Genomic DNA, 26,676 nt, shown 5'->3' with positions numbered 1-26,676 from the left:
CTTGGAGCAATCTCTTTTTATTATGCTAAGACTTCATTACGTCCCGTCCTTGCCCGATGGCGTTTGCAGAGTGGGCATCTGATCCATAAACCGTTTTGATGCCGAGTGAATGGGCACGGTCGATGATGTCCTTTGGCGGGTAGGATTCTCCACAGTGAGGTTTGATTACACCTGCACCATTATAATCAAGCTCAAGCCCTCTTGCTGCCACAGCCTTCAGGATCTGCCCGATTTCATTTGTGAAAGGCTTGGATGCAGGAAAAAGCTTTTGAAACTTTTTGACGAGCGTGATATGTCCGATGCGATTTGGCTTGAATGGCCCAAGATCGGCTTCGATGGATTTTAGAAGGGTTCTGTAATAATGAATGTACACGGAATTGGCCGACCCGTAGTTTTCAATCATGCTGCGAAAGACCTCTGGACTGTAATCGAGACAGTCCCATTTGTTCTGAAAAAATAAAAAATGGACTGACAGGATACTGTCATCCAATCGATGCCCCCAGCGAGTGAGGAAATCTGCAGTTTCCTTCTCGTACCCTTCGATGTAGTCGACTTCCAATCCCGATTTGATCTTAATCCGATGCTTATATTCATCTTTCAATTCATCCAGTGCCTCAAAGTATGCCGATACCTCATCTTCGGCCATGCCGCTGTCCCTGTCAGGCGTTGTGTCCGTAAAGCCGTCAGGAAGAGGGGCATGCTCCGTAAATGTCAGGTGTGTGTATTGAAGGGAAATGGCTTTTTCAATATACTCGTGGAATGAATCTTTACTACCGTGGGGACAAAAAGGAGTATGTATGTGTCCATCGACCCTTTTCATCAAATAACACTTCCTTCATTCAAAATCATCAACCATTTTCTGTGTATATTTCACCATTTTTAGAGAAAACAGTAAAATTTAACTTTTTACAGTTGAAAAAATAGAATTTATTAGTCAAAAATTGTCGTTCTCATGGTATCATTATAACAATGAGAATTTATTAATGAAACTTTCAAATTGATATAGATGTCTACTGAATAGTTGAACAGGGGGCTTAAGATGCAATATGTCATCGCTGGAATCATACTTATTTTGATTTTATTCCTTATCGGAGTCTTATCCAGAAAGAAATATTATAAAGAAATTGACAGGTACGAAGCATGGAAGGTGGATATCATGAACCGCCCTATTCCAGAGGAACTGTCGAAAGTCAAACAGCTCAATATGACGGGGCAGACGGAACAGCTGTTTGAAGGATGGAGACAGGGCTGGGACGAAATCGTAGCTGTACAGCTCCCCGATATTGAAGAGCTGCTGTTCGATGCAGAAGAATACACAGACAAATTCCGTTTTAATAAAACAAAAGATACGCTTGCAAAGATCGATGGTGTCCTTACCGAAACAGAAACGAAAATCGAAAAGATCCTTCAAGAGCTGAATGAACTGGTCGGCAGTGAAGAAAAGAACCGGGAAGAAATCGAATTTTTGCAGGAAGAATATCGGGGCAGCAAGAAACAATTGCTCGCATACCGTCATACATATGGCCAGGCCGCTAAGAAAATAGAAGTTGTGCTTGATACGCTCGCAAAAGAAATCGAACAATTTAACGAACTGACGGATGGGGGTAACTACCTGGATGCACGTGAAATTGTGTTGAACATGGGTCAGGAAATGAAGGCAATCGCTTATAAGATGGAAAGTATTCCCAAACTGACGACCGACTGCGAGAATATCCTTCCTTCACAGTTATCTGAACTGGAAGCGGGCTATATTGAAATGAAAGAGCAGGGCTACATACTCGATCATATAGAAGTGGATAAAGAAGTGAACGCATTGAATGACACTCTTGCCGGTTTCACAGAACGGCTTCAGTCCCTTGAAGTTGAAGAAGTGGAAGAAGGTTTGCAGGAAATCAAGAGTAAAGTTGAAATGCTTTATGACCTGCTTGAGAAAGAAGTTCATGCAAGACATTTCGTCCATCAGTATACGGAAGAAACGACAGAAGGATTGATCAAGGCAAAAGAAGAGAATGATGACATCCAGTATGAAGTGAATCTTGTACAGCAGGGATACCACCTGCATGAGACAGATCTGAAAGCACCACAGGAACTTCAGAGGAAAATCATTCAATTGTCGAAACGCCATGAATTGATCATGAATAAAGTCGAAAGCAATCAGACGGCTTACACGGCTATGAGTGATGAGTTGAAGGAAATAAGAAGCGGCCTCGAAGCTCTGAATGTGGAGCAGTCAGAATTTGCTGTGTTCCTGCAGAATTTAAGAAAAGATGAATTGACGACACGTGAAAAAATCGCTGATCTCAAGAAAAAAGTCGCAGAAGCAAGCAGGATGATCGCGAAAAGCAATGTACCCGGCCTGCCTGCAGATTATGATGAACTTCTGAATGAAGTCCACCGGAAGATTGAACAAGTGAATGCAAGCCTCAACGAAAAACCATTGAACATGAAGTTCATTCAGGAAACGCTGCTGGAAGCTTCCGATACAGTCGATCATTTCTTTAATAAAACGCAGGAACTGATTGAAAATGTTCTGTTGTCAGAGAAAATCATCCAGTACGGTAATCGTTACCGAAGCAGATATGATTCGGTCCGTGAAGGACTGCAAGTGGCAGAAGAAGCTTTCAGGCAGTATGACTATCGAAAAGCTCTGGAAGAAGCAGCCACCACGATAGAGAAAGTGGAGCCGGGAGCCCTGAAAAGAATTGAAAAAATGATCAATGCCGAAGAACAGCATTAAACGAAAAGGACCGTGGAAGAAGAGTACTCTTCTTCCACGGTCCTTTTTTGTATGGAGTGAATCCTTAATGACTTAAACTTCACTCACTCTTTTAGATTCACCTGCAAATTGAGAAATGATGAACCCGATGACGGCTCCGGCCAAAGCGGGAACGATCCATCCGATACCCTGTGTATAGAAAGGAAGGAAGCTTAAAGCTTCACTGATCGAAGTGACATCCATTCCTGCAGTCTTCAATCCGTCGATCACACTGATGACCCCTGTTGGAATCAATGCTCCTGCGTATACCAGTGAATATCCGTTAAACCAGTTATGCATGAAAGATAACATGATCAGAACGATGGCCAGTGGATAAATAATAATCAGCACAGGCAGTGAAACGGCGATCAATTGCGTAAGTCCGATATTTGCAATAATCATACTGAATGCTGACAGGATAATGACCAGCTTCCCGTATGATATCGGGAGGATTTTGCTGAAGTATTGCGCACATGCAGACACCAGCCCGATGGAAGTGGTCAGACATGCGAATGTGATGGCCAATGCTAGAATCATCGCCCCGGCAGAGCCGAATAAGTAGTCGGCTGATGCTGAGAGAATCGCTCCTCCGTTCGCCTTTACACCAATTGATTCCGTACTTGTTGCCCCAATATAGCTGAGAGACAAGTATACAAGGGCCAGTCCGGCAGCAGCGATGAAGCCTGCGATGATGGTCACCTTGGTGATGCTTGCTTTACTGGTTATACCCCGGCCCTTTATCGCATTGATCACCACAATCCCAAAGACTAATGCAGCTATCGTATCCATCGTTAAATATCCATCAATGAATCCTTTAAAAAGTGCTCCACCCTGATAAGCTGGGTTCGGTTCTCCCAGGGTCCCCATAGGGGTAACGATGCTTTTAACTGCTAAAATCGTCATAATGATAATCAGCGCCGGTGTTAATATCTTTCCAATACGGTCGACTAGTTTAGAAGGATTCATCGCAAGCAATGCGGTGATACCAAAGAATACAATTGTATAAATTAGTAAGGGGATTCCGTATTTTGCCGCATCTTCTGATAAGAAAGGAATGACGCCTATTTCATATGCGACGGTACCCGTTCTTGGTATACCGAAAAACGGACCGATTGCTAAATACATGATGACGGTAAAGATCAATCCAAACAATGGGTGTACCCGGCTGGCAAGCGTCTGGAGATCTCCACCTGACTTCGCTATCGCGATCACGCCAAGTAATGGAAGTCCCACTCCTGTAATCAAAAATCCGAGGATGCCTGTCCAAACCTGGTCTCCTGCCTGTTGACCAAGAAATGGAGGAAAGATCATATTCCCGGCTCCGAGAAAAAGAGCGAACAACATCAGTCCTATTGTTAGGATTCCGCCGGATGACAGCGCTTTCTCATTCATATATACCCCTCCGTTTGTAATCGTTATCATAAGCAAAACTATCTTATCATATTCATGTAGAATATTGTCGAAAAACTAAATAGTCTTACTATTTAGTATATTTAAATAGTTTGTCTGCTTTATCACCTACATGATTGTCGCAAATTTTATCATAGTTATCAATGGTTATTTTTATAAAATAATAACAATTTAAAGAATTTAATCAGAAAATCATTATTGTGATGATAGTATTGAAAGTCTTTCGTTCAACATTATTTGGGATGCACGGATTTTGTGATAAGATTAATGATTGGATAGAACAAAAGAAGGTGTAGATGATGATTTATTTTGATAATGCAGCAACAACTAAGCCTTATAAGGAAGTATTGGATGCTTATGTGAAAGTGAATGAAGTGTATTATGCCAATCCTTCTTCTATACATTCATTTGGCGGACGGGTGGAAAAATTAGTCGCTCAGTCAAGGATACAAATCGCCGGACTCCTGAAGATCAAGGAAAAGGAAGTGGTCTTTACTTCCGGCGGTACGGAATCGAATAACCTGGCGATTAAAGGAACGGCTTTACAATATGGACATAGAGGGAAACATATCATTACCACCGGCATTGAGCATCCTTCTGTGACGAATACAATGAAGCAATTGGAAACCCTGGGTTACTCGATAACGTACATCGGGGCGGACCCATCTGGAAAAATCGATCCTTCAGAAGTAGAAAAATCGATTCAGGATGATACGATTCTGGTTTCAGTCATGCATGTAAATAATGAAACAGGGGCGATACAGCCCATCAGGGAAATCGGATCGATCCTGAAAGGTCATTCTAAAATTCTTTTTCATGTGGATGGTGTCCAGGCGTGCGGGAAAATTCCGTTGTCCTTCCATGACCATCATATTGATCTTTATAGTATTTCCGCCCATAAAATACACGGCCTTAAAGGGACTGGCATGCTTTGTGTCAGGGAGGGCGTGACCCTTTCCCCCCTACTTACAGGAGGTGAGCAGGAAGGGAACATTAGAAGCGGTACAGAAAATACAGGCGGAATCGTTTCGTTTGCGAAGGCGATGAGGATGTATTTTGATAAGAGTCATGAACATCTGAACAGCCTTAGGGACATTCATTATTATTTACGGAAGGAACTGGTCACGATAGATGGTGTGACGGTTCACACGCCAATTGACAGCTCACCGCATATTCTCAACTTTTCCATAAAGGATTTTAAGAGCGAGGTGTTGGTGCATGCACTCGATCGGCATGAGGTGTATATTTCAACCACAAGCGCCTGTTCGTCAAAGAAAAGCAAGCCGAGTCCTACACTCCTTTCGATGGGTGTGGGAGAAGCCCTTGCAGACAGCGCGATCAGAATTAGCTTGTCATTTCAAAATACAATGGAAGAGGCGGCACAATTCCTGCAATTGTTAAAGAATGAGACAGCCCAATTACAGAAAACAATGAGGAGATCAAGATGAAATACAATCGAATACTAGTCAGATACGGTGAAATATCAACCAAAGGAAGAAACCGAAAGAAATTCACATCGAAACTGAGGGAAAATATCGTTCACGCATTAAAAGAATTTCAGGGAATATCCGTGTCAGCAAGCCGTGACCGCCTGCATATCCTTCTCGGGGAAGAAAATGGAGAAGAGATCATTCCGCACCTGCAGAAAATCTTCGGAATACAGTCTTTCAGTCCGGTAGTCAAGGTGGAAAGGGATCTTCAAGAAATATGCAAAGCCGGCTTGGCGCTCGTTCAAAAGAGCTTTGAACCAGGTAAAACATTCAAGGTCTCAGCGAGACGCGCAGATAAGCATTTCCCGCTCGAAACAAATGAAATTAATTATGAAGTGGGTTCATACGTATTAAGAAATACAGAAGGACTCTCTGTGGACGTCAAGAATCCTGATATCAAATTGAACGTGGAAGTAAGAAAAGAGGGCGTGTACCTTTCTTCTGAAATCTATCCAGGTTCAACAGGCATGCCTGTCGGAGCGAGTGGAAAGGCGATGCTGATGCTGTCAGGAGGAATCGACAGTCCGGTTGCCGGTTATTTAACAATGAAACGCGGTGTTGACATCGAAGCCGTCCATTTTCACAGTCCTCCATTTACAAGCGATCGGGCCAAACAGAAAGTCATCGATTTGTCCAAGAAGTTGTCTGCATTCAGTGGCAGCATTAAATTGCATGTCGTCCCGTTTACAAAAATCCAGCAAATGATCCATGATCAAGTACCAGAGAATTACACGATGACATCCACGAGACGGATGATGCTGAAGATCGCTGATAAAATTCGTCAGCAAAATGAAGGACTTGCACTCGTAACAGGAGAGAGCCTCGGACAAGTTGCGAGCCAGACGCTCGAAAGTATGCAGGCGATCAATGATGTCACGAACACACCTGTGCTCAGACCGTTAATCGCGATGGATAAACTCGAAATCATCGATATCGCCCAAAGAATTGATACCCATGATATTTCGATTCTTCCTTATGAAGATTGCTGCACGATATTCACACCGCCGGCACCAAAGACAAGACCTAAAAAGGAAAAGGTACAATATTACGAAAGCTTTGTTGATTTCGAAACGATGATCGATGAAGCAGTCAGGGAAACAGAGACGATCAACCTCTACGCCGGTGCGGTTTCGGGTGCTGAAGAAAGCTTTGAGGATCTTCTGTAAATAGGAACATTTACCAATGGTTTTCCTTGCATGAAGCCACGTGTTTTCGCACAATCTATACTCAACAAGCAACGAGGAGGTGAAAATACATGGCAAACAACAGAAGTTCTAACCAACTAGTAGCTCCTGGAGCTCAACAAGCTATCGACCAAATGAAATACGAAATCGCTTCTGAATTCGGTGTTCAACTTGGTGCTGATGCAACTTCACGCGCTAACGGTTCTGTAGGTGGAGAAATCACTAAACGTTTAGTTCAAATGGCTGAACAACAAATCGGTGGTGGATTCCAAAAATAATTTAATACAATGGCTACAAGGAGCGGGGTGACTCGCTCCTTTTAAATTTGCCGTGAGTTTGTTACACCAGGTGGACCTAAACTTTTTAATAATGAATAATTTAAAAAATTTAAATAATTTAGTATAATGGGGGTGTAAGCTACAAACAAGGGGGAATTCGGATGAACAGACAAGAGCTGATCGCACCAGAAAGGTACAACTTGGTTGAGGAAGTGGAGAAGTTTGCGGGCAATGAAGAGAAGCTTGCGATCAAATGGGAGAATGAAGAAGGAGAAAAGAAAGAAATTACTTATACGAACCTGATCAAAAATGCAAATAAGATTGGAAATGTATTCTTAAAGTCCGGCCTTGAAAAGGGTGATGTCGTACTTGTAATGGTACCGAGATTAATTGAAGCATACGGTGTTTATCTAGCTGCATTGAAAGCGGGTATGATCGTCATACCGAGCTCAGAGATGCTGCGGACAAAAGACCTTGAATACCGAATCGAACATGGTGACGTAAAGGGGATCATCGCATACTCTCCATTTATCGGGCAGTTTGAAAATGTCCGCGGGATGGACAAGCTTCAGAAGTTCGTCATCGGGGATGAACAAGATGGATGGATCACAGTCGATGAGGAGATGAAGATGGTCCAGGACGAACTGCCTTTCGCTGATACGGCCAGGGATGACATGGCTTTCTTATCCTATACTTCCGGCACGACAGGAAATCCTAAAGGAGTAGTACATACACACGGATGGGCATTTGCCCACCTGAGAACGGCTGCAGCGGGCTGGCTTGGAATCGAAGAAGGCGATACGGCCTGGGCCACTGCAGGCCCCGGCTGGCAAAAATGGATCTGGAGTCCGTTCTTGTCAGTCCTCGGTTCAGGTGCCACCGGCCTTGTTTATCAAGGGAAATTCGAGCCGAACAAATATTTGCAATTACTTCAGGAGCATGCTGTGAATGTCCTTTGCTGTACACCGACTGAATACAGGCTGATGGCAAAGGTTGATAACCTCGGTACCTATGACTTGAGCGCCTTGCATAGTGCCGTTTCGGCAGGGGAGCCTTTGAACCGTGAAGTCATCGATTTGTTCAAGAAGCATCATGGGATCGAAGTGCGTGACGGCTATGGACAAACCGAAAATACACTGCTCGTCGGAATCATGAAGGGAATGGAACTGAAGCCCGGTTCCATGGGAAAGCCGACTCCGGGGAACAGAGTGGAAGTAATCAATGAAGAAGGCGTGCCGTGCAAAGCAGGTGAAGTGGGCGACATTGCCGTCCATATCGAAACACCTGCACTGTTCAAAAACTATTATAAAGACCCTGAAAGAACGGCGATGCAATTCAGGGGAGACTACTACATCACAGGTGACAAAGCGAAAAAGGATGATGAAGGCTATTTCTGGTTCGAAGGGAGAGGCGACGACATCATCATTTCCTCCGGCTACACAATCGGGCCATTTGAAGTGGAAGATGCACTGGTGAAACATCCTTCTGTCCAGGAATGTGCGGTAGTGGGAAGCCCGGATGAAGTCCGCGGACTGATCGTTAAAGCTTTCGTCGTATTAAGGGAAGATACAGATCAACACGATCCCGATCTCATCCCGATGTTGCAGGATCATGTGAAGCAGCTTACTGCACCTTACAAATACCCGCGTAGAATCGAATTCGTCTCTGAACTGCCGAAAACGACATCAGGTAAAATCAGGAGGATTGAACTGCGTCAGAAAGAAATGAATTCAGTTAAGAACTAGAATTGTAAGTACGAGACAGGGAGCCTGATAGATTGGGTTCCCTGTCCTTTTGTGTGTTTCAGCATTGCCTGTGCAAAGAAATGGCGTCGTTAAATAGAACCATCCAAATACATTCCACTTCCCGATTCCTCCTCTATTATGGTACATTTGAAACAGCATTTTCTAAGAAGAAAGGAAGCTTCCAAGATGGGTACATTATGGACAAACGGAAAGATTTATACAATGCAGTCTGAAGGTCATGAGGTTGAAGCGGTATATACGGAGAATGGTTTCATCAGGGCATTGGGCTCAGAGGAAGATATCCGGCAAAAGCACAATATAGAAGAAATCGTCGATTTACATAACGGGGTCATGTTCCCGGGATTTGTAGACAGCCATATGCATCTGATCGGTCACGGGGAAACATTGCTCCGTCTCGATTTGTCCCAGATGACAAGTAAGGAAGAAGTCCTGAACGCCATTACTTCTAAAGCTGATAAACTCCCTGAAGGGCAGTGGATTTTCGGAGAAGGATGGAATGAAAATCTATGGATGGACAGAGATGTCATTACAAAGAAGGAATTAGATGCCGCAGTTCCACATCACCCTGTTCTATTGAAGCGGATTTGCAGACATGCGATGGTCGTGAATTCCTTTGCGTTCAAACAGGCGAATATCGATGAAAGTACCCCTGATCCCGCAGGGGGATTAATCGAAAAAGATGAATACGGAATGCTGAATGGGCTCTTAAAAGATAAAGCACAAGATCTTATGGTGGATGCGTTGCCGTCCATTTCATCTCACTACCTGGAAGAAGCCCTGTCAAAAGGAATAGAAAGCTGCTGGGAAAACGGTTTGGTCGGCGGACACACCGAAGACTTAAGCTATTACGGTAATTTCAACAAAACATATAATGCGTTCAAACAAACAATCAACGGTCATCATAAAAAATTCAGGGCCCATCTCCTCGTCCATCATGAAGTGATTCATGATTGGAAGGATGAAGGCCACCAATTTCTTGGGGGAAATGAATTTATCGAGTTCGGAGCAATGAAGATTTTTGCTGACGGTGCTTTAGGTGGAAGAACGGCCTTGCTGAGCTATCCATATGCAGATGATCCAAGTACGGATGGTGTCAGCATCCATACTCAGGAAAAACTTAACGAGCTTGTGGAAAAAGCCAGAAGTCTTCATTTACCGATCGCTGTGCATACAATCGGAGATCAGGCGTTTGAGAATGTGGTGAATGCCATCAAGGCGCATCCATCTGTGAAATCAAGACGCGACCGCTTGATTCATGCTCAGATCCTTCGGGAAGAGTTAATAGATGAAATAAAAGATCTTCCGTTGATTTTGGATATCCAGCCGCGTTTTGTCGCTTCTGATTTTCCCTGGGTGATTGATCGCCTTGGTGAGGAGAACATGAAATATAACTATGCATGGAAGACATTACTTGACAGGGGCATCCCTTGTGCAGGGGGATCTGATGCCCCGATCGAACCGATTAATCCTTTATGGGGAATCCATGCGGCGGTTACCCGGACGAATCCGTTGGATCCAAAAAAGACGGTGCATATTCCTGAGGAGAAACTTTCAATGTATGAAGCGATTTCCCTTTTTACTAAAGGCAGTGCGTATGCCTGTCACCATGAGGATGATCGCGGTGTCATCAAAGAAGGCTTCACAGCCGACTTCACTGTTCTCGAAAAGGACCCATTCGAAGAAGATCCGGATGAACTGTTGGAGAAAATCGTTTCCATGACGATCGTGGACGAGACGATCGTGTTTAAGAAAAAATAAAATCATTGCCCTCGAAACTTTTCCCGGATATAATGTAGTTATTTCGGAAACGGAAATAGTTTTGGGGGTGTTTTTTTTGAAGCAGAATGAACAAACAGGAATCCTTTACACAGCTTTTTCCTATTTTCTATGGGGAATACTCCCGATTTACTGGAAATGGTTAAATCATGTGTCCGCAGACGAAATTTTAGCAAACCGGGTTTTTTGGTCTTTCTGGTTTATGCTGCTATTCTTATTTTTCACGAAGAGATGGAAGGCATTCATTACCTATATAAAGTCTTCACTGACGAAGAAAAAACAACTTGCGGCTTTATTGCTTGCTTCGTTATTGATCAGTGCCAATTGGTTCATCTACATTTGGGCGGTGAACACGAATCAAATGGTGGAAGCAAGCCTCGGTTACTATATCAATCCGCTTGTAAGTGTGCTGTTAGGAGTATTCATCTTAAAAGAAAGCTTGTCTAAAGCTCAGATCGTTTCGTTTATTCTGGCTGCTGCGGGCGTGATGATCCTGACATTTTCATACGGTGAGTTCCCTTGGATCGCGATCGGCCTTGCTTTTTCTTTCGGATTATATGGTCTTGCGAAGAAACTGATCAAAGTTGATTCAGCGATCGGTTTGACGCTGGAGACGATGACGATTGCACCGATTTCATTGATTTACATGTTCTATATGTTTGAAGCGAATTTATCTTCGCTTTTCAATGTATCTTTGGGGACTGACCTTTTATTGATGGGCGCTGGCGCAGTTACTGCCATTCCACTGCTGTTCTTCTCTAGAGGTGCGCAGCAGATTCCCCTTTATATGGTTGGTTTTCTGCAATATATTTCCCCGACGATTACATTGATCCTCGGTGTCATGGTTTATGGCGAAACATTCTCGGCGACTCATTTGATATCGTTTATCTGCATCTGGATTGCGCTGGTCATCTTTACTGCATCACGAATCCAGTTCGCCAGAAAAAGAAGAAGAGAAGCAAAATTGTCTGCTTAATAATGAAAAAGCTCCGGCAAATGACCAACGCCGGAGCTTTTTTTAATACAATTATAAAAACGAACGCTTCACTTTCTCCCAGTAAGAATTGTCTTTCAATTTCACTGTCTTGATCATATTATCGCTTAATCTGGCTTCCACTTTCTCCACGTGCTGAATGCTCAGTGCTTCGTTGTCCATTCCCATCGCAGGATAATCGTTCCCATCCTGGACGATCTTTAATTCCAGCCGTCGTTTATCACTGAGGATGAAAGATGATCCGAGTGTCCGGTAGCGGTTATTATTAAGTGAAGCCATTTCACTGACCTGCATACATGGAATCATCGGGTCGACAACAGCTCCGTTAACGGATTTGTTATAGGCGGTGCTCCCGGTCGGAGTGGCGATGATCATCCCGTCCCCCCTGAACGTTTCAAAGTGAATATCATCAATGAAGACATCCATCACGAAAGTCTTGATGATTCCTGAACGGATGCTGAATTCATTCAGGCATAGGAAAGATGTCTGCTCGTCCACTGTCAATTCGATGGTAGGATATTTTCTTACTTCGATTTGTTCTTTCGTCATCGCATCGATCATTTTGGACGTATCATCAATATGAAAGTCGCAATACATACTGAGGGTGCCGCCCGTTGAAATGCCGGCATACAGACAGTCCTGCCTGAATCCTGTTTTGCGGACAGCCTGGAGGAATGTGCCGTCACCTCCGATACTTACGATGATATTCGCTTCCTTCGGGGATGTCACTATTGAAAAGTCATATCGCTCTGCGAGATCATACAGTTTTTCAAGTTTGGGCTGGATGGTTTCATTTTTTAATACGTAAAAATAAATATTTCGGCGATTGTTCATACTATGTACCTCCCAAAAATTAGTAGGATAATTTTTCCCATTCCATCAAAAGTCTGCTAAAATTACGTTGTGAATATTCTATCATGTTTTGGCAGGAGAATGATATTCATATCCTTACATAAGATAGGATAAACAAGGGAGGAATATACAAATGAATGCGAAAAGATGGATCGCACTGGCGATTGCCGCAGGTTTGTTCTTTGTCTCAGTCGTGGTGAATTTCGCCACTTCCGCATTGACAGGGGATTTCAACAAGGCATTCGATGAAGTGCTGGGCAGTACGGAGCAGGCTTTCGGTGAAGAAATCATTGAGGATGGGAATATGCAGAAAAGAATAGCCGTCCTTGAAGTGGATGGGGTCATCCAGGATACCGGTGATGCAGCATCCATGTTTCAGAGCCCTGGCTATAATCATGAACTATTCATGGATAAACTGGATGCCGTCCAGAAAGATGACTCGGTAAAAGGGATTGTCCTTAAAGTGAACTCACCTGGCGGAGGAGTTGTGGAGAGTGCCCAGATCCACTCAAAGCTGGTTGAAATCATAGAGAAATCGAAAAAGCCAGTATATGTTTCTATGGGAAGTATGGCAGCTTCGGGAGGATATTACATATCTGCACCGGCAACGAAGATCTTTGCCAGTCAAGAGACGTTGACCGGTTCATTGGGTGTCATCATGCAAAGCATCAATTACTCTGAGCTTGCTGAAAAGTACGGGGTAGATTTCGTCACAATCAAGAGCGGTCCTTATAAGGATATTATGAGCCCGACGAGGAAGATGACAGAAGAAGAAAGAAAGATCCTCCAAACGATGATCGATAATTCATATGAAGGTTTCGTCGATGTCATCGCCAGCGGCCGTGACATGTCCGAAGCACAAGTGAGAAAAATAGCCGACGGAAGAATCTATGACGGCCAGCAAGCAAAAGATGTGAACTTGATCGATGATTTCGGTTATGTGGAAGATGTCATAGCCGCCATGAAAAACGATCATAAGTTGAAAGGCGCTCAGGTATTTGAATATACGAGCGGTGATCCTTTCTCAGAGTTCTTCAGTATGAGTGCCAAGAAGATGATCGGCAAGGATCTTGAAGCGACGGCACTCATGAAGCTTCTGTCACAGCCGAATTCTCCAAGATTAATGTATCTATATTCTGAGTGAGGAAGGTGAATGAAGTGAGTGAAAATCAAGATGCGCCTCGAACAAGCGGGGAATTTATAGAGAATCGCCGTCAAGCAGCAGTTGATGAAATGACTGTGCATGACCAAACCGATGCGCCGGCGCCTCCTTACAAAGGGAACAGGTCATTCTTTCTGGCAGGGTTCTGGCTGCGGGTATGGGCATACCTGATTGACTTGATCGTCATCGGCAGCATCACGCGCCTGATCGTCAAGCCGGTATTCAAAATGCTGGATATTTCATTAGTGGAAGGGTCGATGTTTGCACCTATATCCATCTTGTCTGCAATCGTCTTTTACGGTTATTTCGTCTTGATGACGAAGTTCTTCAGCCAAACGATCGGAAAAATGGTATTGGGAATCAAAGTGATTGATTTAAAAGGCCATCGCCCGTCCTGGGGAACCATCCTCTTCAGGGAATTGATCGGCCGCTTTATTTCGTCGACCATTTTCATTTTATATATCGTTGTGGCGTTCACTACGAAAAAACAGGGAATCCATGACTTGTTTGCCGATACTACGGTTGTTCAGGAAAAAAAGAAACTGGAATTCAAGCCCGCAGTATAGAAATAGGGAATTCGCTCTTTCACCAGAGCGGGTTCCTTTTTTGTTTAATTTGGATAAATAATTCAAGCGGAAGGGTTATTTTTTCCTGCTTGGGTCATAATGAAAAGTTGAAGGGTTGTGAAAAAATGAGCGGTTGGGTATGGGCAGTACTCATTATTCTGGCATTTTTATCATTCTTATTCATTCTTATTCTCCTAACGAAATTAACCATTACCCTATCTTTGTATCACGGAAATGACAATGATCATTTCAAAGTGAAGCTGAGGGCTTGGTTCGGACTGCTGAGATATACGTTTGATGTTCCCATGGTAAAGCTTGATGATGATGGGCCGAATATTGTGGTGGAAGAAAAAAATATCCGCGGGAAGGAAAGCGAGCCTTCCAGTGAAAAAGAGTCTAAAAAGAAGATCACCGCAAGTGACTTCATAAATAGTTTACATGACACTAAGGCGATTCTCATCCATGTGAAGGGAATGCATAAAATCATCAGAAGCTTTTTGAAAAAAGTCAAAATCGATCATGTCCATTGGAAGACGCTATTCGGATCAGGAGATGCAGCGGCCACGGGAACGATAACAGGGACGATATGGGCTTTGAAAGGAAGCATCATCGGACTGATCAGCGGCTATATGAGGCTTCAGACACAGCCATCCGTGGAGGTAGTTCCTTCTTTCCAAAAAGCCATCATCCAGACTCACTTTTCATGTATTATCCAGTTTCGGATAGGGAATGCTATCCTAGTAGGTTTCAAGATACTTCGGTACTGGAGGGGCGGCAGGGCTCAATTTAAGATGAAAATGTTATCCCGTCTCTCAGAAGAAAAACAACAATCAGTTTAATGAGGAGGACTTTTCATGTCTGAACATCCTATTGAAGGTCTAATGACCACTGCAATGGAAAACTTAAAAGAGATGATCGATGTCAATACGATCATCGGTGACCCCGTCGAGACGCCGGACGGGAGTGTCATCCTGACCGTCTCCAAAGTAGGCTTTGGGTTTGCTGCGGGAGGCAGTGAATTCAGCATCGATGGCAAAAGCAAGAACGGTGATTCCGAAGGCGGAAAAGGCGGAAATGAGGGCGGAAGTTCATCAAAGCAGCAACCATTCGGCGGAGGTAGCGGCGGTGGGGTGTCCATCACTCCGATTGCATTCCTGATCGTCAGCTCCAGAGGAATCAAAATGCTTCATCTCGATGAAAGCACTCATCTTATAGACCGCCTGCTTGACCTGGCACCGGGTGCAATCGAGAAAATCCAGGGCATGATGAAAAAAAATGACCAGGGCAACAATAACCAAGGAAACGCCTCAAGGCAGAATATGGACTTCTAGGAGGCTGGGACAAAAGTTTTTCAGTCTAATTTAAACCCGAACTAATTTGAATTCAAGGATTCGAGTAAGTTCGGGTTTTTTATTATCTTTACTCAAAGGTTCATTTAGTTTTCAGCTTGTTCCAGCGGTTGATTGGAGTGCAAGACGCAGACTCCTATCAGAAAAGCGGAAGGGCTTTGCCCAGAGGCGGGTGGCATAAGGCGAATCGGTCACGAAGGGTTCTTTGCCTTCTTGGTCGGTTTGACTTATGTCATGTGTGCCTCTAAGCCCTGCAGCTGTACAGTACTATTCAAATTTAGATGAGGCTCACGGGCTACCCGTGCGGAAAGCGAAGTCTTGCACGGAAATCATTAGCGGTATTTAGAGTCAACACTGATAATGTTCGCCGTTAGGAAGTTGTTTTTTGTTTTGTACCAGCCTTTTCTTTTATGATATCGGACCCTTATCATTTGCGTTGACCAGCCCACTTTCTGTACTATAAAGTTGTACATACTATTCACAGAGGAGGAACAAATAATGGCAAACATTACATTTAAGAATAACCCTGTAACCCTGCTTGGAAGTGAAGTGAAGACAGGGGATAAAGCACCTGATTTCACAGTACTGGCAAATGATTTATCAGAAGTCACTCTGAATGATTCAAAGGGTAAGGTTCGTTTGATCAGTGTCGTTCCTTCAATTGATACCGGAGTTTGTGATGCACAAACAAGAAAATTCAACGAAGAAGCAACCAAGTTTGATAACGTGGAAGTACTGACCATTTCAGTCGATTTACCATTTGCACAGAAGCGCTGGTGCGGAGCGAATGGAATCGAAAATGTCCAGACACTTTCCGATCACCGCGATCTTTCATTCGCTGAAGCATACGGTGTGCATATCCAGGAACTCCGCCTGCTTGCACGTGCTGTATTCGTGGTAAACAGCAATGACGAGGTAACATACGTTGAATATGTGAGCGAAGCAACCGACCACCCTGATTACGAAGCTGCTGTCGAAGCAGTGAAGAATGCTGAATAATATAACCTTTTACTAGAACAAGAAACATGCTGACCTGCCACTGATGTATGGTCAGCATTGTTTTTTTACAAATTTCCCGGCGACGGGTAAAATAAAGGACACAAAACGTTGGTAAAGGAATGAATGCACATGATGAATTCGCCAGTCGAAACGCTCTTCGGCATCATTGATGAAACCTCACAGCTGCTTCGCGAAGAGCTGGCATGCAGCTATCTCGAAGCGGTTGCTGAAACCGGGGAAAATCTCTTTCAGGATGAAGTTCTGCAAGATGAATTGAGTGAACTGACCAAGAAACGTCTACATAAAAAATATGAAGAAATAAAGATCGGAAGCATTGAAAACGAAGATATCCGTAAAGCCTTCCAATTTGCCATATTGAAAGGCATGAAAGAGAACGTGCAGCCGAATCACCAAATGACCCCCGATTCACTCGGATTATTTATCAGCTTCCTCGTCAATAAATTTACAGCGGGAAGTCAGAACCTGACCGTCTTGGATCCCGCGATCGGGACTGGGAATCTGCTGACAACCGTACTGAATCAGATGCCCCATATTGAGGCTCAATCAATCGGGGTGGAAATCGATGATGTATTGATTAAACTGGCATATGTCGGTGCGAATCTCCAGAAGCACCAGCTCGAGCTCTTTAATCAGGATGCATTGGAACCACTATTTATTGATCCGGTCGATATTGTACTCAGCGACCTGCCGGTGGGATATTATCCGAATGACCTTAGAGCACAGGACTATGATTTAAAAGCCGATGAAGGGCATTCTTATGCTCACCATTTATTCATCGAACAAAGCTTGAAGCATACGAAAGAGGGCGGTTACCTCTTCTTCATCGTTCCCAATGCCCTGTTCGAATCACCGCTCAGCAGCCAGCTGCACTTATTTTTAAAAGAAAAAGTGAACATACAGGGATTCCTGCAGCTGCCGCTTTCACTATTTAAAAATAAGAGCTCAGCGAAAAGTATCCTGATCTTGCAAAAGAAAAAAGAAGGACTGAAAGCACCTAAAGAAGTCCTGCTTGCAAACCTTCCGAGCCTCTCAAATCAACATGCGCTTGAAGATATCCTTTCAAAAATCGATCAATGGCTGCATGAAAATAAATAATTTCATAAACAAAGACTGCTTCCATACTGGAAGCAGTCTTTTTACTTGCTACGAACCCTGTTTAGGTCTGTGGTTAATAAGGTAATAGAAGAATGAGATTCCTTTTCGAATTTTGGGAAAATATTTAATTTAACATGAAAACGATGTCATTTCAAGCTTTTTCTTGAAATAGATGGTGTACAGTGATTAAATGGGAAATTGAGAGATAAAATGTGATTCAATGAACACAATATAGATAGTAAAGATCCTATCCTAAAGGAGCGATACAACGTGGCAAACAAAATTATTGCAATCAACGCTGGAAGTTCATCTTTGAAATTTCAGTTATTCGATATGCCGGAAGAAACAGTCATAACAAAAGGACTTATTGAGCGTATTGGATTGGACAATGCGATCTTCAACATATCAGTGAATGGTGAAAAGAAAGAAGAAGTAACGGACATCCCGGATCATGAAGTAGCTGTTAAAATGCTTCTGGAAAAACTGACTGGATTCCGAATCATCAACTCCCTTGATGAAATCCAGGGAATTGGCCACCGTGTGGTACACGGAGGCGAAGTATTTAATGAATCTGTCCTGATTACAGATGAAGTGATCGACAAAATTGAAGAGCTTTCTGACCTGGCTCCGCTCCATAATCCTGCAAACCTGACAGGGATCAAAGCATTCAAAAATGTGCTTCCAAGTGTACCTGCGGTAGCAGTATTCGACACAGCTTTCCACCAGTCCATGCCTGAAAGCTCTTTCTTATACAGCCTTCCGTATGAGTATTATGAAGATTTCGGCATCCGCAAATACGGATTCCATGGCACATCACATAAATACGTATCCGAAAGAGCGGCTGAAATGCTTGGACGTCCAACAGAACAAGTGCGCCTGATTTCTTGTCACTTAGGAAACGGCGCCAGTATCGCTGCCATTGAAGGTGGAAAATCAATCGACACATCCATGGGCTTCACTCCTCTTGCCGGTGTAGCGATGGGTACACGTTCAGGAAATATCGACCCTGCATTGATTCCATTCATCATGGAAAAGACGGGTTCGACGGCTGAGGAAGTGCTGAACATCCTGAATAAAAAATCAGGTATGCTTGGTGTATCCGGATTCTCAAGTGACCTTCGTGATATCGAGCAGCAGGCTTCTGAAGGGAACGAACGAGCAGAGCTTGCCCTTGAAGTATTCGCGAACCGTATCCACAAATACATCGGATCGTATGCTTCCCGTATGTACGGAGTAGATGCGATTGTCTTCACTGCCGGTATTGGTGAAAACAGTACGCTTGTACGTGAAAAAGTACTGCAGGGACTTGAGTTCATGGGCGTATACTGGGATCCTGCACGCAACAACGTGCGCGGAGAGGAAACATTCATCAACTACCCGCACTCACCGGTAAAAGTCATGATCATTCCGACAAATGAAGAAGTCATGATCGCACGAGACGTAATGGAAAAAGGAAACATCTAATGCTTTAAAGCAGTGAGGGATGGTCCATTAGCATGATAAAGGGCTGTATCACTTCTGAACAGATAGAAACAGGATTGCCATTTGGGTAATCCTGTTTTTTTGGTGTGCTCATTGTGGCTGATAATGCAGGAGATATTGCAGTTTCTCGTCACATGTCTTCATCATTCAGAACCTTCGATAATAACAGAAAATTCAAATTGCATTGCTGAAGAACGGAAAGTACTGAACTTTTTATGATATACTGAAATTAATTTTACAACTGTAAGGAGTGGAAGTCATGAGCTGGTCCGATCGGGATAAACAAGTTTGGCAGTCAATTAAGGCATGGAAAGAAGACTTGTATGAATATGAAGCGAATGATTTGGAACATACATATGTTAAATGGTTGGATTATGCTTTCGAATCGATACCTGAAGATGTTCAGGAACAATTCTTTCAGCGTCTGGATGGCTGGCTGTTCCATATGCATTCACTCATTCAGGGATCTCAGATGCAGAATGATGCACGTGAACGGATCCTGGTGACAGCACGCGCGTTCAACCAGGATATCCAGACCATTGATGATCTGCATTACCTCACAATCGATCAACTTCACTATATCGCTGAGCAGCATGCAGGGCGCCACCGCATTTATTCCCTCTTTCAAGGCGGGATTACCGGCACAGGAGGCCTGGTGGCACTGGGATCAGATCTGCCGGCGATGGCGGTGATCAATCTTCGGTCAGTTCAGCTGATTGCGATTACATATGGATTCGACGTGCAGACTCCATTTGAAATGATGACTTCTTTGAAAGTGTTTCATGCATCTACCCTGCCTTCAAGACTTCGTGCACTTGCCTGGGAAGACTTGATGGAAGACTTAAATAAGAAGGATACGGATTACTTCTTTGACGGTTCCGAACAGCTGACCGATTATACATGGTTGGAAGGAACGATGAAGCATGCACTCAAGGGCCTGGCAATAACAATGTTCAAAGGGAAGAAATGGTCGGGACTCCCGCTTGTGAGCATTGCGATCGGGGCAGGCGCGAATTATCAGCTTTCCCGCAAGATCACTGACTTTGCAGAAAAGTATTATCAATACCGTTATTTGCGTTTGAAGAAGAATGAATGATTAATGGATGAAGCGATGGAGCGTTTTGGGCTCCGTCGCTTTTTGTTGTTTTTACAAGAAATTTAAAGCTTATTGAATTTCCGGCATCGTGCGGTACCATATCCAGAGATCATTTATCCGGGAGGCCCTCTCGGATATTTCACTATTCAATCTGCATGATTCCTCGAAATTCTCCTCTTGTCCGAGTGATGCCTGCAATTCTTCAATGTCTTCTTCTATTTCAGATATACGGTCAGGGATCGTCCCCCTTATCTTTTCCCATTCCAATAGAATAGCTTCCTGTATTCGGGAAGGGTAAGCAGGCCATTCTTCTAATAAGTGAGGTAGATGTATATGTAAACGCGGGTCATATGTAAAATATTTGTTGATCGTGTTCATATTTAGGCACGTACTCCTTTTCGGGTATGATTACACACCTAAATCCTACACCAAATTAACTCGCCAATCCATTCAATACAACATTTACAGAGGCAACAGATAAAATATTTATACAAATTGAAGAATAAGTATTGATAAATACGGGGTAAATTGTTAATATAAATTCATTCAAAGGAATATTTATTCAAAAATACGAATAGAATTCAAATTCTATTATTATACGAAAACAACAGGAGGGAATACGAGTGAATAAAAAAGTGGTATTAGCTTACTCAGGTGGATTGGATACATCCGTGGCCGTGCAATGGTTAAAGGAAAAAGGATATGAAGTCATTGCCTGCTGTCTGGATGTCGGTGAAGGAAAAGATTTGGACTTTGTTAGAGAGAAAGCGCTGAAGGTAGGAGCATCAAAAAGCTACGTCATTGATGCCAAAGAAGAATTCGCAAAAGACTATGCACTGCTTGCATTGCAGAGTCATGCTTTATATGAAGGAAAATATCCATTGGTTTCTGCACTTTCCCGACCTTTGATCGCTAGCAAGCTCGTTGAAGTGGCGGAAAAAGAGGGGGCTTCAGCAGTCGCACACGGATGTACGGGAAAAGGGAATGACCAGGTGCGCTTTGAAGTTTCGATTGCTGCTTTGAACCCGGATCTTGAAGTGATTGCTCCCGTACGTGAATGGAAATGGTCACGTGAAGAGGAAATAGAGTACGCGAAAGATAAGGGCATCCCGATCCCGATCAATCTTGATTCACCTTATTCAATCGATCAGAACTTATGGGGCAGAAGCAATGAGTGCGGGGTCCTTGAGAACCCGTGGACCGCACCTCCGGAAGATGCATATGATTTAACCAGCTCAATTGAAAACGCTCCGGACGCTGCGGATGTAGTGGAAATTACATTCAAGCAGGGGGTGCCCGTTGAATTGAATGGTCATGCCTATCCACTGGATCAGATCATTGCTGAATTGAACCTGCTTGCAGGGAAACATGGGGTAGGTCGCATCGATCATGTAGAGAACCGCTTGATCGGAATTAAATCCCGTGAAGTATATGAATGTCCCGGAGCCGTCACTTTATTGAAAGCTCATAAGGAACTGGAAGATTTGACTCTGGTAAAAGAACTTGCTCACTTTAAGCCGGTCATTGAAAAGAAAATGACGGAGTTAATCTATGAAGGGTTATGGTTCTCGCCATTGAATAAAGCTTTAAAAGCATTTCTCGATCAAACTCAGATATATGTAAATGGTGTGGCGCGTGTGAAATTATTTAAAGGTCATGCCATCGTGGAAGGCAGAAAATCTTCTAATTCTTTATATGATGAAAATCTTGCTACTTATACGAAAGCGGATGAATTTGATCACGACGCAGCTATTGGTTTCATCAAGCTTTGGGGACTGCCGACAAAGGTTTCTTCAATTATTAATAGTGACAAAAAGGAGAAAGTGAGTCTATGAGTAAACTTTGGGGCGGAAGATTCACGAAAAAACCGGAGGAATGGGTGGATGAGTTCAATGCATCCATTTCCTTTGATCAGGAATTGGTCCTCGAAGACATTGAAGGCAGCATGGCACATGTGAATATGTTGAAAAAATGTGAAATACTGTCAAAAAAAGATGGAGATGAAATCCTTCACGGCCTGCAGACGCTTCATCAGAAAGCTTTATCAAACGAGCTTGAATACTCTGTAGAATATGAAGATATCCACTTGAACCTGGAGAAACTCCTGATTGACGAAATCGGGGAAGTCGGCGGGAAACTTCACACCGGAAGAAGCAGGAATGATCAAATCGCTACCGATATGCATCTGTTTCTAAAAAGAAGAGTCCAGGAAATCATCGTCCTGATCGAAGACATGCAAGAAGCGATCGTCCATCAATCCGAAGAGAATGTGGAGACGATCATTCCGGGATACACACATCTGCAGCGGGCACAACCGATTTCATTTGCTCATCATCTCATGTGCTATTTCTGGATGCTGCAGCGTGACAAGGACCGCTTATCCGACTCGCTGAATCGCATCGATATCTCTCCGCTCGGGGCAGGTGCGCTTGCCGGCACCACATTCCCGATCGACCGGGAGTATTCCGCAGATCTTCTCGGATTCGGCTCTTATTATGAGAACAGCCTTGATGCGGTAAGCGACCGTGACTTCATCGTCGAATTCCTCAGTAACAGTGCCCTGATGATGACACATCTGTCACGATTGGCGGAAGAATTCATCCTCTGGTCGACGGAGGAATTCAGGTTCATCGAGCTGGATGACAGCTTTACGACCGGAAGCAGCATCATGCCGCAAAAGAAAAATCCCGACATGGCTGAGCTTGTCAGGGGAAAGACGGGCAGGGTGAACGGGAATCTTATTTCCCTTCTGACTGTTTTAAAAGGGCTGCCCCTTGCGTACAACAAGGATATGCAAGAAGACAAAGAAGGTATGTTTGATACGGTGAAGACGGTCATCGGTTCTTTGAAGATCTTTACAGGCATGATCCGAACAATGACGGTGAAACAGAAGAGAATGGAAGAAGCGGTGGCCAATGATTTTTCCAACGCAACAGAGCTTGCCGATTACCTGGCTGCCAAAGGCATTCCGTTTCGTCAAGCTCATGAAATAGTCGGGAAGCTTGTCCTGCATTGCATCGAAGAAGGATATTATTTAAAAGATGTTTCACTGAAGCAGTTTCAGAAATATTCCTCCCTGATCGAAGAGGATATTTATTCAATCCTCGCTCCATATGCAGCTGTCGAAAGAAGAAACTCATACGGAGGCACGGGATTCGGGCAAGTGAAACTCCAGATAGAAAAAGGGAAGTCGCTCCTTCAGGGACAGGTGACGGCACACCGATAGCAATATGCGAAAAGATGGTACAGTCTGGACCTTTATGGATCCAGGCTTTTTTCTATGGAAAAAATGGCTCATCCGTCTAATCATCGCGGACAGGACATGAATAGTCTATAGTATTCACGTCTTGTCCAAGCCAGCACAAGGAGAGTAAAACATGAAGCCAACAGTATCGATCATCATCCCTTTCTATAATTGCACATTCATAGCTCAGGCGATCAACAGTGCCCTTAAACAAACCTATCACAATATCGAAATCATTGTGGTGGATGATGGTTCTACAAGGGAAGTGGAAAGAATCCAGCCTTTCAGGAACAGAATTATTTATATCAGAAAAGTGAACGGCGGCACAGCCACAGCCTTGAATGAAGGGATAAGGAGGGCGAAAGGCGAGTATATCTCCTGGTTAAGTTCGGATGACTATTTTCTTCCTGGAAAGATTGAAATGCAGCTTCACTTTATGATGAACCATCGCGCGAAAGCAAGCTTCCATAACTATGACTTCGTGAATGAAGCCAATGAAGTGGTCCTTCCATTCAACGGCAGGAGATTTCATAATGCGTGGGAAGTAAACCGTTCGTTTCTAAATCAAAACCCTGTAAACGGATGCTCTGTCATGCTTCATAGAGAAGTGTTCAGTAAAGTGGGGTATTTCAGTGCGAATCTCAAGTTCACCCAGGATTATGAAATGTGGTACCGGTTGTTATTAAACGGATTCCAGTTGTTCTATCTTGATGAGGTTCTGCTAAAATACCGGACTCACGGTCAATCGGGGACGAGTCAGAACCCTGCTCAGATCAAAAGGGAAATATTCTTCGTCCGGCATCACTACAACCGCAGAATGAGGCACTATCTCCATCAGCACGGAGCTTACCTGAAGGCCATTACGTTTTAATCATAATGAAAGGATCAAGTTTATGAGAATATTACTCGTTTCGTATTATCCCCTTCCTTATGCAGGAGGGCTGTGGGCTGTGGTCGCCAATTTGAGAAAGAAATTGAATGAAATGGGGCATACGGTCGACATTTTCGGTCAGAGGCCGGATTTATCCGGCTATCGCATCATTGACCGTGACAGAGGGATCACCCTTGAGCAGCAGCGGCCGGCAATACACAAGAGAATACTGGCAACCTATCCGGAATGCACCTCTCATCCCCTTGTCCTCCAAGCTGAAACATACCGCCTCAACTTCGAATTGACGCTGCAGGAATACGGGCTGGGAGGTTACGATATCATTCATGCACAGGATGTGACGGCGGCGAGGACCATTGGTGAAATGATAAACGTCATCCCCCCCCTTGTCACGAGTGCACATGGGTGCCTCACGAAAGAAATCTATTACGTCCTTAAATCCCTCCATCCCAATTGGACAGATCAGACCGTATACAACAGTTTTGAGTACTATTATTACAAATACAATGAAAGACATGGCTATACATCAAGCCGGCTGATTCATACACAATCGATTTGGATGAAAGGGGAAATCCTGAAAAATTTTTCGATTCATCCGCAGAAAGTCATTTCATTTCCTCTTGGAATTGAGAATACTCAGCATGGAAAGCCGATTCAAAAAGGAGCACATGAAAAAGTCATTTTATTTTCCGGAAGGCTGATTCACTTAAAGGGGGTCACCGTTCTGATCGAAGCCCTGAAGCTCCTTAAAAAAGAAAGGAAAGATTGGGTATGCTGGATTGCCGGGGGAGGCGATATGGAAGCGGCATTAAAGAAAATGACTGCTGCGTATGGCCTTCAGAATTCAGTCAAATTCCTTGGAGTACAAACTTCCATGGAACCGATTCTTGCAATGGCGGATTTCCTTGTGCTTCCAAGTCTGCAGGATACTCAGCCGCTTTCCGTCGTCGAGGCCCAATTCGCCGGACTTCCCGTAATTGTCAGTAATGCAGCCGGCCTTCCTGAAATGGTCCGTCAAGGTTATAACGGATTCATTGTTCCTGCAGGCAACAGCAGGGCGTTGAGCCTCAAAATGAAGGAACTCCTTGAAAGAGATCCCTTACGCGTTGTGATGGGACAACAATCCCAGGTTTGGGCAAAAGAACATTGGTCGCTGGATGGAATGGCTGCCAAAACGCTTGAATTTTACAGCAGAGCTTAAATGAAAAGAGTGTGTGATTTTTAAAGTGAAGGCATCTTTCTGGAAACCTGCTGTCTCCCCGTCCATTCAAAACCTGATGAAAAAATATAGATTAAAGGCTGTGACACTACATCATGAGAAAATTGATTATCTTTGCACTGGTTGGTTTTTTTGCGCAACTCATAGACGGTTCATTAGGAATGGCATTCGGATTAACATCATCCTCTTTATTGCTTGCTTATGGAGTGGCTCCCGCAGTCGCATCCGCTTCCATTCATATGTCAGAGATCGCGACAACTGCTGCATCAGGTATTTCACATTTTAAATTCGGGAATGTAAACAAACGGATGGCTCTCCTGCTGGTGATACCGGGTGCTATCAGCGCATTTCTTGGAGCCGCATTCTTAAGCAGTATTCCTGGAGATATGATCAGGCCATACATTTCCACGTTTTTACTGATCCTCGGATTGTATATCTTTATCCGCTTCCTCTTCTTCCATTCTCCTGATTCTATAACGGAAACCTCTCACGGAAAGCCATCCTTATTGACGAAGAAGCGACTATTGTTCCCGCTAGGGGCTGCTGCGGGTTTCTTTGATGCCATTGGAGGCGGAGGATGGGGGCCGATTAATACTCCGGTATTATTGTCAGTCAAACAGGCCAATCCAAGAGAAGTGATCGGCACTGTGGATACGAGCGAATTTGTCATCACGATTGCAGCTACATTGGGATTTGTTTTATTCCTAGGATGGGAACAATTTAATTGGTTTTGGGTCATTGCTTTTGTCATTGGCGGTGTTTTTGCTGCACCGCTTGCTGCCTGGCTGGTCAGAAAGATGCCCGGATATCTTCTGGGGGTTTTAGTAGGGGGATTTATCGTTCTCACCAATCTGAACACACTATTTAAAGCGAGTGGAGTCAATCCCCTTGTGGCGACTTATGGATATGTCTTTGTCATTTTTGCGTGGTTGATCGGGATCATTTACAGTATTAAAAAAGGGAGGAAGTGATTCGCTGGGTATTGCCCGGATAGAGAAGCATTCGTTAGTAGATGAAAGAAGGTAAAACAGTAAGCTCGAATCCCCGAG

24 protein-coding genes are annotated in these 26,676 nt (G+C 43.8%); 20 read left to right on the top strand and 4 right to left on the bottom strand.

Annotated features, from left to right (window positions below; translation table 11 throughout):
- Positions 1 to 25 precede the first annotated feature (25 nt).
- Positions 26 to 820 (bottom strand): histidinol-phosphatase HisJ, encoded by a 795-nt coding sequence (hisJ, locus tag V6B33_RS11885; protein ID WP_334217961.1) that lies wholly within the window; start codon positions 818 to 820, stop codon positions 26 to 28.
- A 219-nt stretch (positions 821 to 1,039) separates the two neighbouring features.
- On the opposite strand from hisJ, the gene ezrA reads away from it, so the two are divergent.
- A complete protein-coding gene (ezrA, locus tag V6B33_RS11880) occupies positions 1,040 to 2,737 on the top strand; it encodes a septation ring formation regulator EzrA (protein WP_334217960.1) in 1,698 nt (565 codons plus the stop codon).
- A 72-nt stretch (positions 2,738 to 2,809) separates the two neighbouring features.
- On the opposite strand, the gene brnQ is transcribed toward ezrA, so the two are convergent.
- Positions 2,810 to 4,147 (bottom strand): branched-chain amino acid transport system II carrier protein, encoded by a 1,338-nt coding sequence (gene brnQ / locus V6B33_RS11875; RefSeq protein WP_334217959.1) that lies wholly within the window; start codon positions 4,145 to 4,147, stop codon positions 2,810 to 2,812.
- Between the two features lie 317 nt (positions 4,148 to 4,464).
- Here brnQ and V6B33_RS11870 point away from each other — a divergent pair, with 317 nt between their 5' ends.
- The 6 genes from V6B33_RS11870 to rarD all read left to right on the top strand — a co-directional run bounded on the left by V6B33_RS11870 (position 4,465) and on the right by rarD (position 11,635).
- Positions 4,465 to 5,613 carry a cysteine desulfurase family protein gene (locus tag V6B33_RS11870; protein WP_334218007.1) on the top strand — a complete coding sequence of 383 codons (1,149 nt, stop codon included), beginning with the start codon at positions 4,465 to 4,467 and terminating at the stop codon, positions 5,611 to 5,613.
- Positions 5,610 to 6,821 (top strand): tRNA uracil 4-sulfurtransferase ThiI, encoded by a 1,212-nt coding sequence (gene thiI / locus V6B33_RS11865; RefSeq protein ID WP_334217958.1) that lies wholly within the window; start codon positions 5,610 to 5,612, stop codon positions 6,819 to 6,821. The genes V6B33_RS11870 and thiI overlap by 4 nt, the downstream gene beginning before the upstream one ends.
- Before the next feature lie 89 nt (positions 6,822 to 6,910).
- On the top strand, positions 6,911 to 7,117 hold the full coding sequence (locus tag V6B33_RS11860; protein WP_172251897.1) for an alpha/beta-type small acid-soluble spore protein: 207 nt from the start codon (positions 6,911 to 6,913) through the stop codon (positions 7,115 to 7,117).
- A gap of 161 nt (positions 7,118 to 7,278) precedes the next feature.
- Complete coding sequence (mbcS, locus tag V6B33_RS11855) at positions 7,279 to 8,862, top strand: acyl-CoA synthetase MbcS (protein WP_334217957.1); 1,584 nt, start codon at positions 7,279 to 7,281, stop codon at positions 8,860 to 8,862.
- Positions 8,863 to 9,048: 186 nt separating this feature from the next.
- Positions 9,049 to 10,641, top strand: a complete 1,593-nt coding sequence (locus tag V6B33_RS11850) for an amidohydrolase (RefSeq protein ID WP_334217956.1) — start codon at positions 9,049 to 9,051, stop codon at positions 10,639 to 10,641.
- 76 nt (positions 10,642 to 10,717) lie between these two features.
- Positions 10,718 to 11,635 carry an EamA family transporter RarD gene (gene rarD / locus V6B33_RS11845; RefSeq protein ID WP_334217955.1) on the top strand — a complete coding sequence of 306 codons (918 nt, stop codon included), beginning with the start codon at positions 10,718 to 10,720 and terminating at the stop codon, positions 11,633 to 11,635.
- A gap of 51 nt (positions 11,636 to 11,686) precedes the next feature.
- Here rarD and V6B33_RS11840 read toward each other — a convergent pair whose 3' ends face one another.
- The gene (locus V6B33_RS11840; RefSeq protein ID WP_334217954.1) at positions 11,687 to 12,487 is read right to left on the bottom strand and encodes an NAD kinase; all 801 of its coding nucleotides are present in this window, start codon (positions 12,485 to 12,487) and stop codon (positions 11,687 to 11,689) included.
- A gap of 151 nt (positions 12,488 to 12,638) precedes the next feature.
- Between V6B33_RS11840 and sppA the strand changes: the two genes are divergently transcribed.
- The 8 genes from sppA (at position 12,639) to V6B33_RS11800 (ending at position 20,275) form a co-directional block, all read left to right on the top strand.
- Positions 12,639 to 13,649 (top strand): signal peptide peptidase SppA, encoded by a 1,011-nt coding sequence (gene sppA / locus V6B33_RS11835; RefSeq protein WP_334217953.1) that lies wholly within the window; start codon positions 12,639 to 12,641, stop codon positions 13,647 to 13,649.
- A gap of 14 nt (positions 13,650 to 13,663) precedes the next feature.
- The gene (locus V6B33_RS11830; protein ID WP_334217952.1) at positions 13,664 to 14,233 is read left to right on the top strand and encodes an RDD family protein; all 570 of its coding nucleotides are present in this window, start codon (positions 13,664 to 13,666) and stop codon (positions 14,231 to 14,233) included.
- Between the two features lie 125 nt (positions 14,234 to 14,358).
- Positions 14,359 to 15,072 carry a DUF2953 domain-containing protein gene (locus V6B33_RS11825; RefSeq protein ID WP_334217951.1) on the top strand — a complete coding sequence of 238 codons (714 nt, stop codon included), beginning with the start codon at positions 14,359 to 14,361 and terminating at the stop codon, positions 15,070 to 15,072.
- A gap of 15 nt (positions 15,073 to 15,087) precedes the next feature.
- On the top strand, positions 15,088 to 15,564 hold the full coding sequence (gene ytfJ / locus V6B33_RS11820) for a GerW family sporulation protein (protein WP_334217950.1): 477 nt from the start codon (positions 15,088 to 15,090) through the stop codon (positions 15,562 to 15,564).
- Positions 15,565 to 16,080: 516 nt separating this feature from the next.
- Complete coding sequence (gene tpx, locus V6B33_RS11815; protein ID WP_334217949.1) at positions 16,081 to 16,581, top strand: thiol peroxidase; 501 nt, start codon at positions 16,081 to 16,083, stop codon at positions 16,579 to 16,581.
- 129 nt (positions 16,582 to 16,710) lie between these two features.
- On the top strand, positions 16,711 to 17,697 hold the full coding sequence (locus V6B33_RS11810; RefSeq protein ID WP_334217948.1) for a class I SAM-dependent methyltransferase: 987 nt from the start codon (positions 16,711 to 16,713) through the stop codon (positions 17,695 to 17,697).
- Between the two features lie 270 nt (positions 17,698 to 17,967).
- Positions 17,968 to 19,161, top strand: coding sequence for an acetate kinase (locus tag V6B33_RS11805; RefSeq protein ID WP_334217947.1), 1,194 nt, complete (start codon positions 17,968 to 17,970; stop codon positions 19,159 to 19,161).
- 277 nt (positions 19,162 to 19,438) lie between these two features.
- Complete coding sequence (locus V6B33_RS11800; protein WP_334217946.1) at positions 19,439 to 20,275, top strand: EcsC family protein; 837 nt, start codon at positions 19,439 to 19,441, stop codon at positions 20,273 to 20,275.
- A 69-nt stretch (positions 20,276 to 20,344) separates the two neighbouring features.
- On the opposite strand, the gene V6B33_RS11795 is transcribed toward V6B33_RS11800, so the two are convergent.
- Positions 20,345 to 20,644, bottom strand: a complete 300-nt coding sequence (locus V6B33_RS11795) for a hypothetical protein (RefSeq protein WP_334218006.1) — start codon at positions 20,642 to 20,644, stop codon at positions 20,345 to 20,347.
- A 254-nt stretch (positions 20,645 to 20,898) separates the two neighbouring features.
- On the opposite strand from V6B33_RS11795, the gene V6B33_RS11790 reads away from it, so the two are divergent.
- The 5 genes from V6B33_RS11790 (at position 20,899) to V6B33_RS11770 (ending at position 26,598) form a co-directional block, all read left to right on the top strand.
- A complete protein-coding gene (locus tag V6B33_RS11790) occupies positions 20,899 to 22,110 on the top strand; it encodes an argininosuccinate synthase (RefSeq protein ID WP_334217945.1) in 1,212 nt (403 codons plus the stop codon).
- Positions 22,107 to 23,501 carry an argininosuccinate lyase gene (argH, locus tag V6B33_RS11785; RefSeq protein WP_334217944.1) on the top strand — a complete coding sequence of 465 codons (1,395 nt, stop codon included), beginning with the start codon at positions 22,107 to 22,109 and terminating at the stop codon, positions 23,499 to 23,501. The genes V6B33_RS11790 and argH overlap by 4 nt, the downstream gene beginning before the upstream one ends.
- Positions 23,502 to 23,652: 151 nt before the next feature.
- Entirely contained in the window at positions 23,653 to 24,390 is a 738-nt protein-coding gene (locus V6B33_RS11780) for a glycosyltransferase (protein ID WP_334217943.1), read from the top strand.
- Between the two features lie 22 nt (positions 24,391 to 24,412).
- Positions 24,413 to 25,609, top strand: coding sequence for a glycosyltransferase family 4 protein (locus tag V6B33_RS11775; protein ID WP_334217942.1), 1,197 nt, complete (start codon positions 24,413 to 24,415; stop codon positions 25,607 to 25,609).
- 113 nt (positions 25,610 to 25,722) lie between these two features.
- Positions 25,723 to 26,598 carry a sulfite exporter TauE/SafE family protein gene (locus V6B33_RS11770; RefSeq protein WP_334217941.1) on the top strand — a complete coding sequence of 292 codons (876 nt, stop codon included), beginning with the start codon at positions 25,723 to 25,725 and terminating at the stop codon, positions 26,596 to 26,598.
- The last annotated feature ends 78 nt before the right edge of the window (positions 26,599 to 26,676 follow it).

Origin of the sequence: Mangrovibacillus sp. Mu-81 (assembly GCF_036867415.1) — a bacterium.
Taxonomy (GTDB): Bacteria; Bacillota; Bacilli; order Bacillales; family Bacillaceae_B; genus Rossellomorea.
This window is presented reverse-complemented; position numbering and strand designations above follow the sequence as displayed.

Bases quoted from the DNA above. Each gene is read 5' to 3' on its own strand.
- hisJ (WP_334217961.1), bottom strand. From the start codon at position 820: ATGAAAAGGGTCGATGGACACATACATACTCCTTTTTGTCCCCACGGT.
- ytfJ (WP_334217950.1), top strand. From the start codon at position 15,088: ATGTCTGAACATCCTATTGAAGGTCTAATGACCACTGCAATGGAAAAC.
- V6B33_RS11850 (WP_334217956.1), top strand. From the start codon at position 9,049: ATGGGTACATTATGGACAAACGGAAAGATTTATACAATGCAGTCTGAA.
- V6B33_RS11825 (WP_334217951.1), top strand. From the start codon at position 14,359: ATGAGCGGTTGGGTATGGGCAGTACTCATTATTCTGGCATTTTTATCA.
- V6B33_RS11775 (WP_334217942.1), top strand. From the start codon at position 24,413: ATGAGAATATTACTCGTTTCGTATTATCCCCTTCCTTATGCAGGAGGG.
- V6B33_RS11860 (WP_172251897.1), top strand. From the start codon at position 6,911: ATGGCAAACAACAGAAGTTCTAACCAACTAGTAGCTCCTGGAGCTCAA.
- V6B33_RS11840 (WP_334217954.1), bottom strand. From the start codon at position 12,487: ATGAACAATCGCCGAAATATTTATTTTTACGTATTAAAAAATGAAACC.
- V6B33_RS11870 (WP_334218007.1), top strand. From the start codon at position 4,465: ATGATTTATTTTGATAATGCAGCAACAACTAAGCCTTATAAGGAAGTA.
- mbcS (WP_334217957.1), top strand. From the start codon at position 7,279: ATGAACAGACAAGAGCTGATCGCACCAGAAAGGTACAACTTGGTTGAG.
- V6B33_RS11810 (WP_334217948.1), top strand. From the start codon at position 16,711: ATGATGAATTCGCCAGTCGAAACGCTCTTCGGCATCATTGATGAAACC.
- V6B33_RS11780 (WP_334217943.1), top strand. From the start codon at position 23,653: ATGAAGCCAACAGTATCGATCATCATCCCTTTCTATAATTGCACATTC.
- V6B33_RS11800 (WP_334217946.1), top strand. From the start codon at position 19,439: ATGAGCTGGTCCGATCGGGATAAACAAGTTTGGCAGTCAATTAAGGCA.
- sppA (WP_334217953.1), top strand. From the start codon at position 12,639: ATGAATGCGAAAAGATGGATCGCACTGGCGATTGCCGCAGGTTTGTTC.
- argH (WP_334217944.1), top strand. From the start codon at position 22,107: ATGAGTAAACTTTGGGGCGGAAGATTCACGAAAAAACCGGAGGAATGG.
- brnQ (WP_334217959.1), bottom strand. From the start codon at position 4,147: ATGAATGAGAAAGCGCTGTCATCCGGCGGAATCCTAACAATAGGACTG.
- thiI (WP_334217958.1), top strand. From the start codon at position 5,610: ATGAAATACAATCGAATACTAGTCAGATACGGTGAAATATCAACCAAA.
- ezrA (WP_334217960.1), top strand. From the start codon at position 1,040: ATGCAATATGTCATCGCTGGAATCATACTTATTTTGATTTTATTCCTT.
- V6B33_RS11770 (WP_334217941.1), top strand. From the start codon at position 25,723: ATGAGAAAATTGATTATCTTTGCACTGGTTGGTTTTTTTGCGCAACTC.
- tpx (WP_334217949.1), top strand. From the start codon at position 16,081: ATGGCAAACATTACATTTAAGAATAACCCTGTAACCCTGCTTGGAAGT.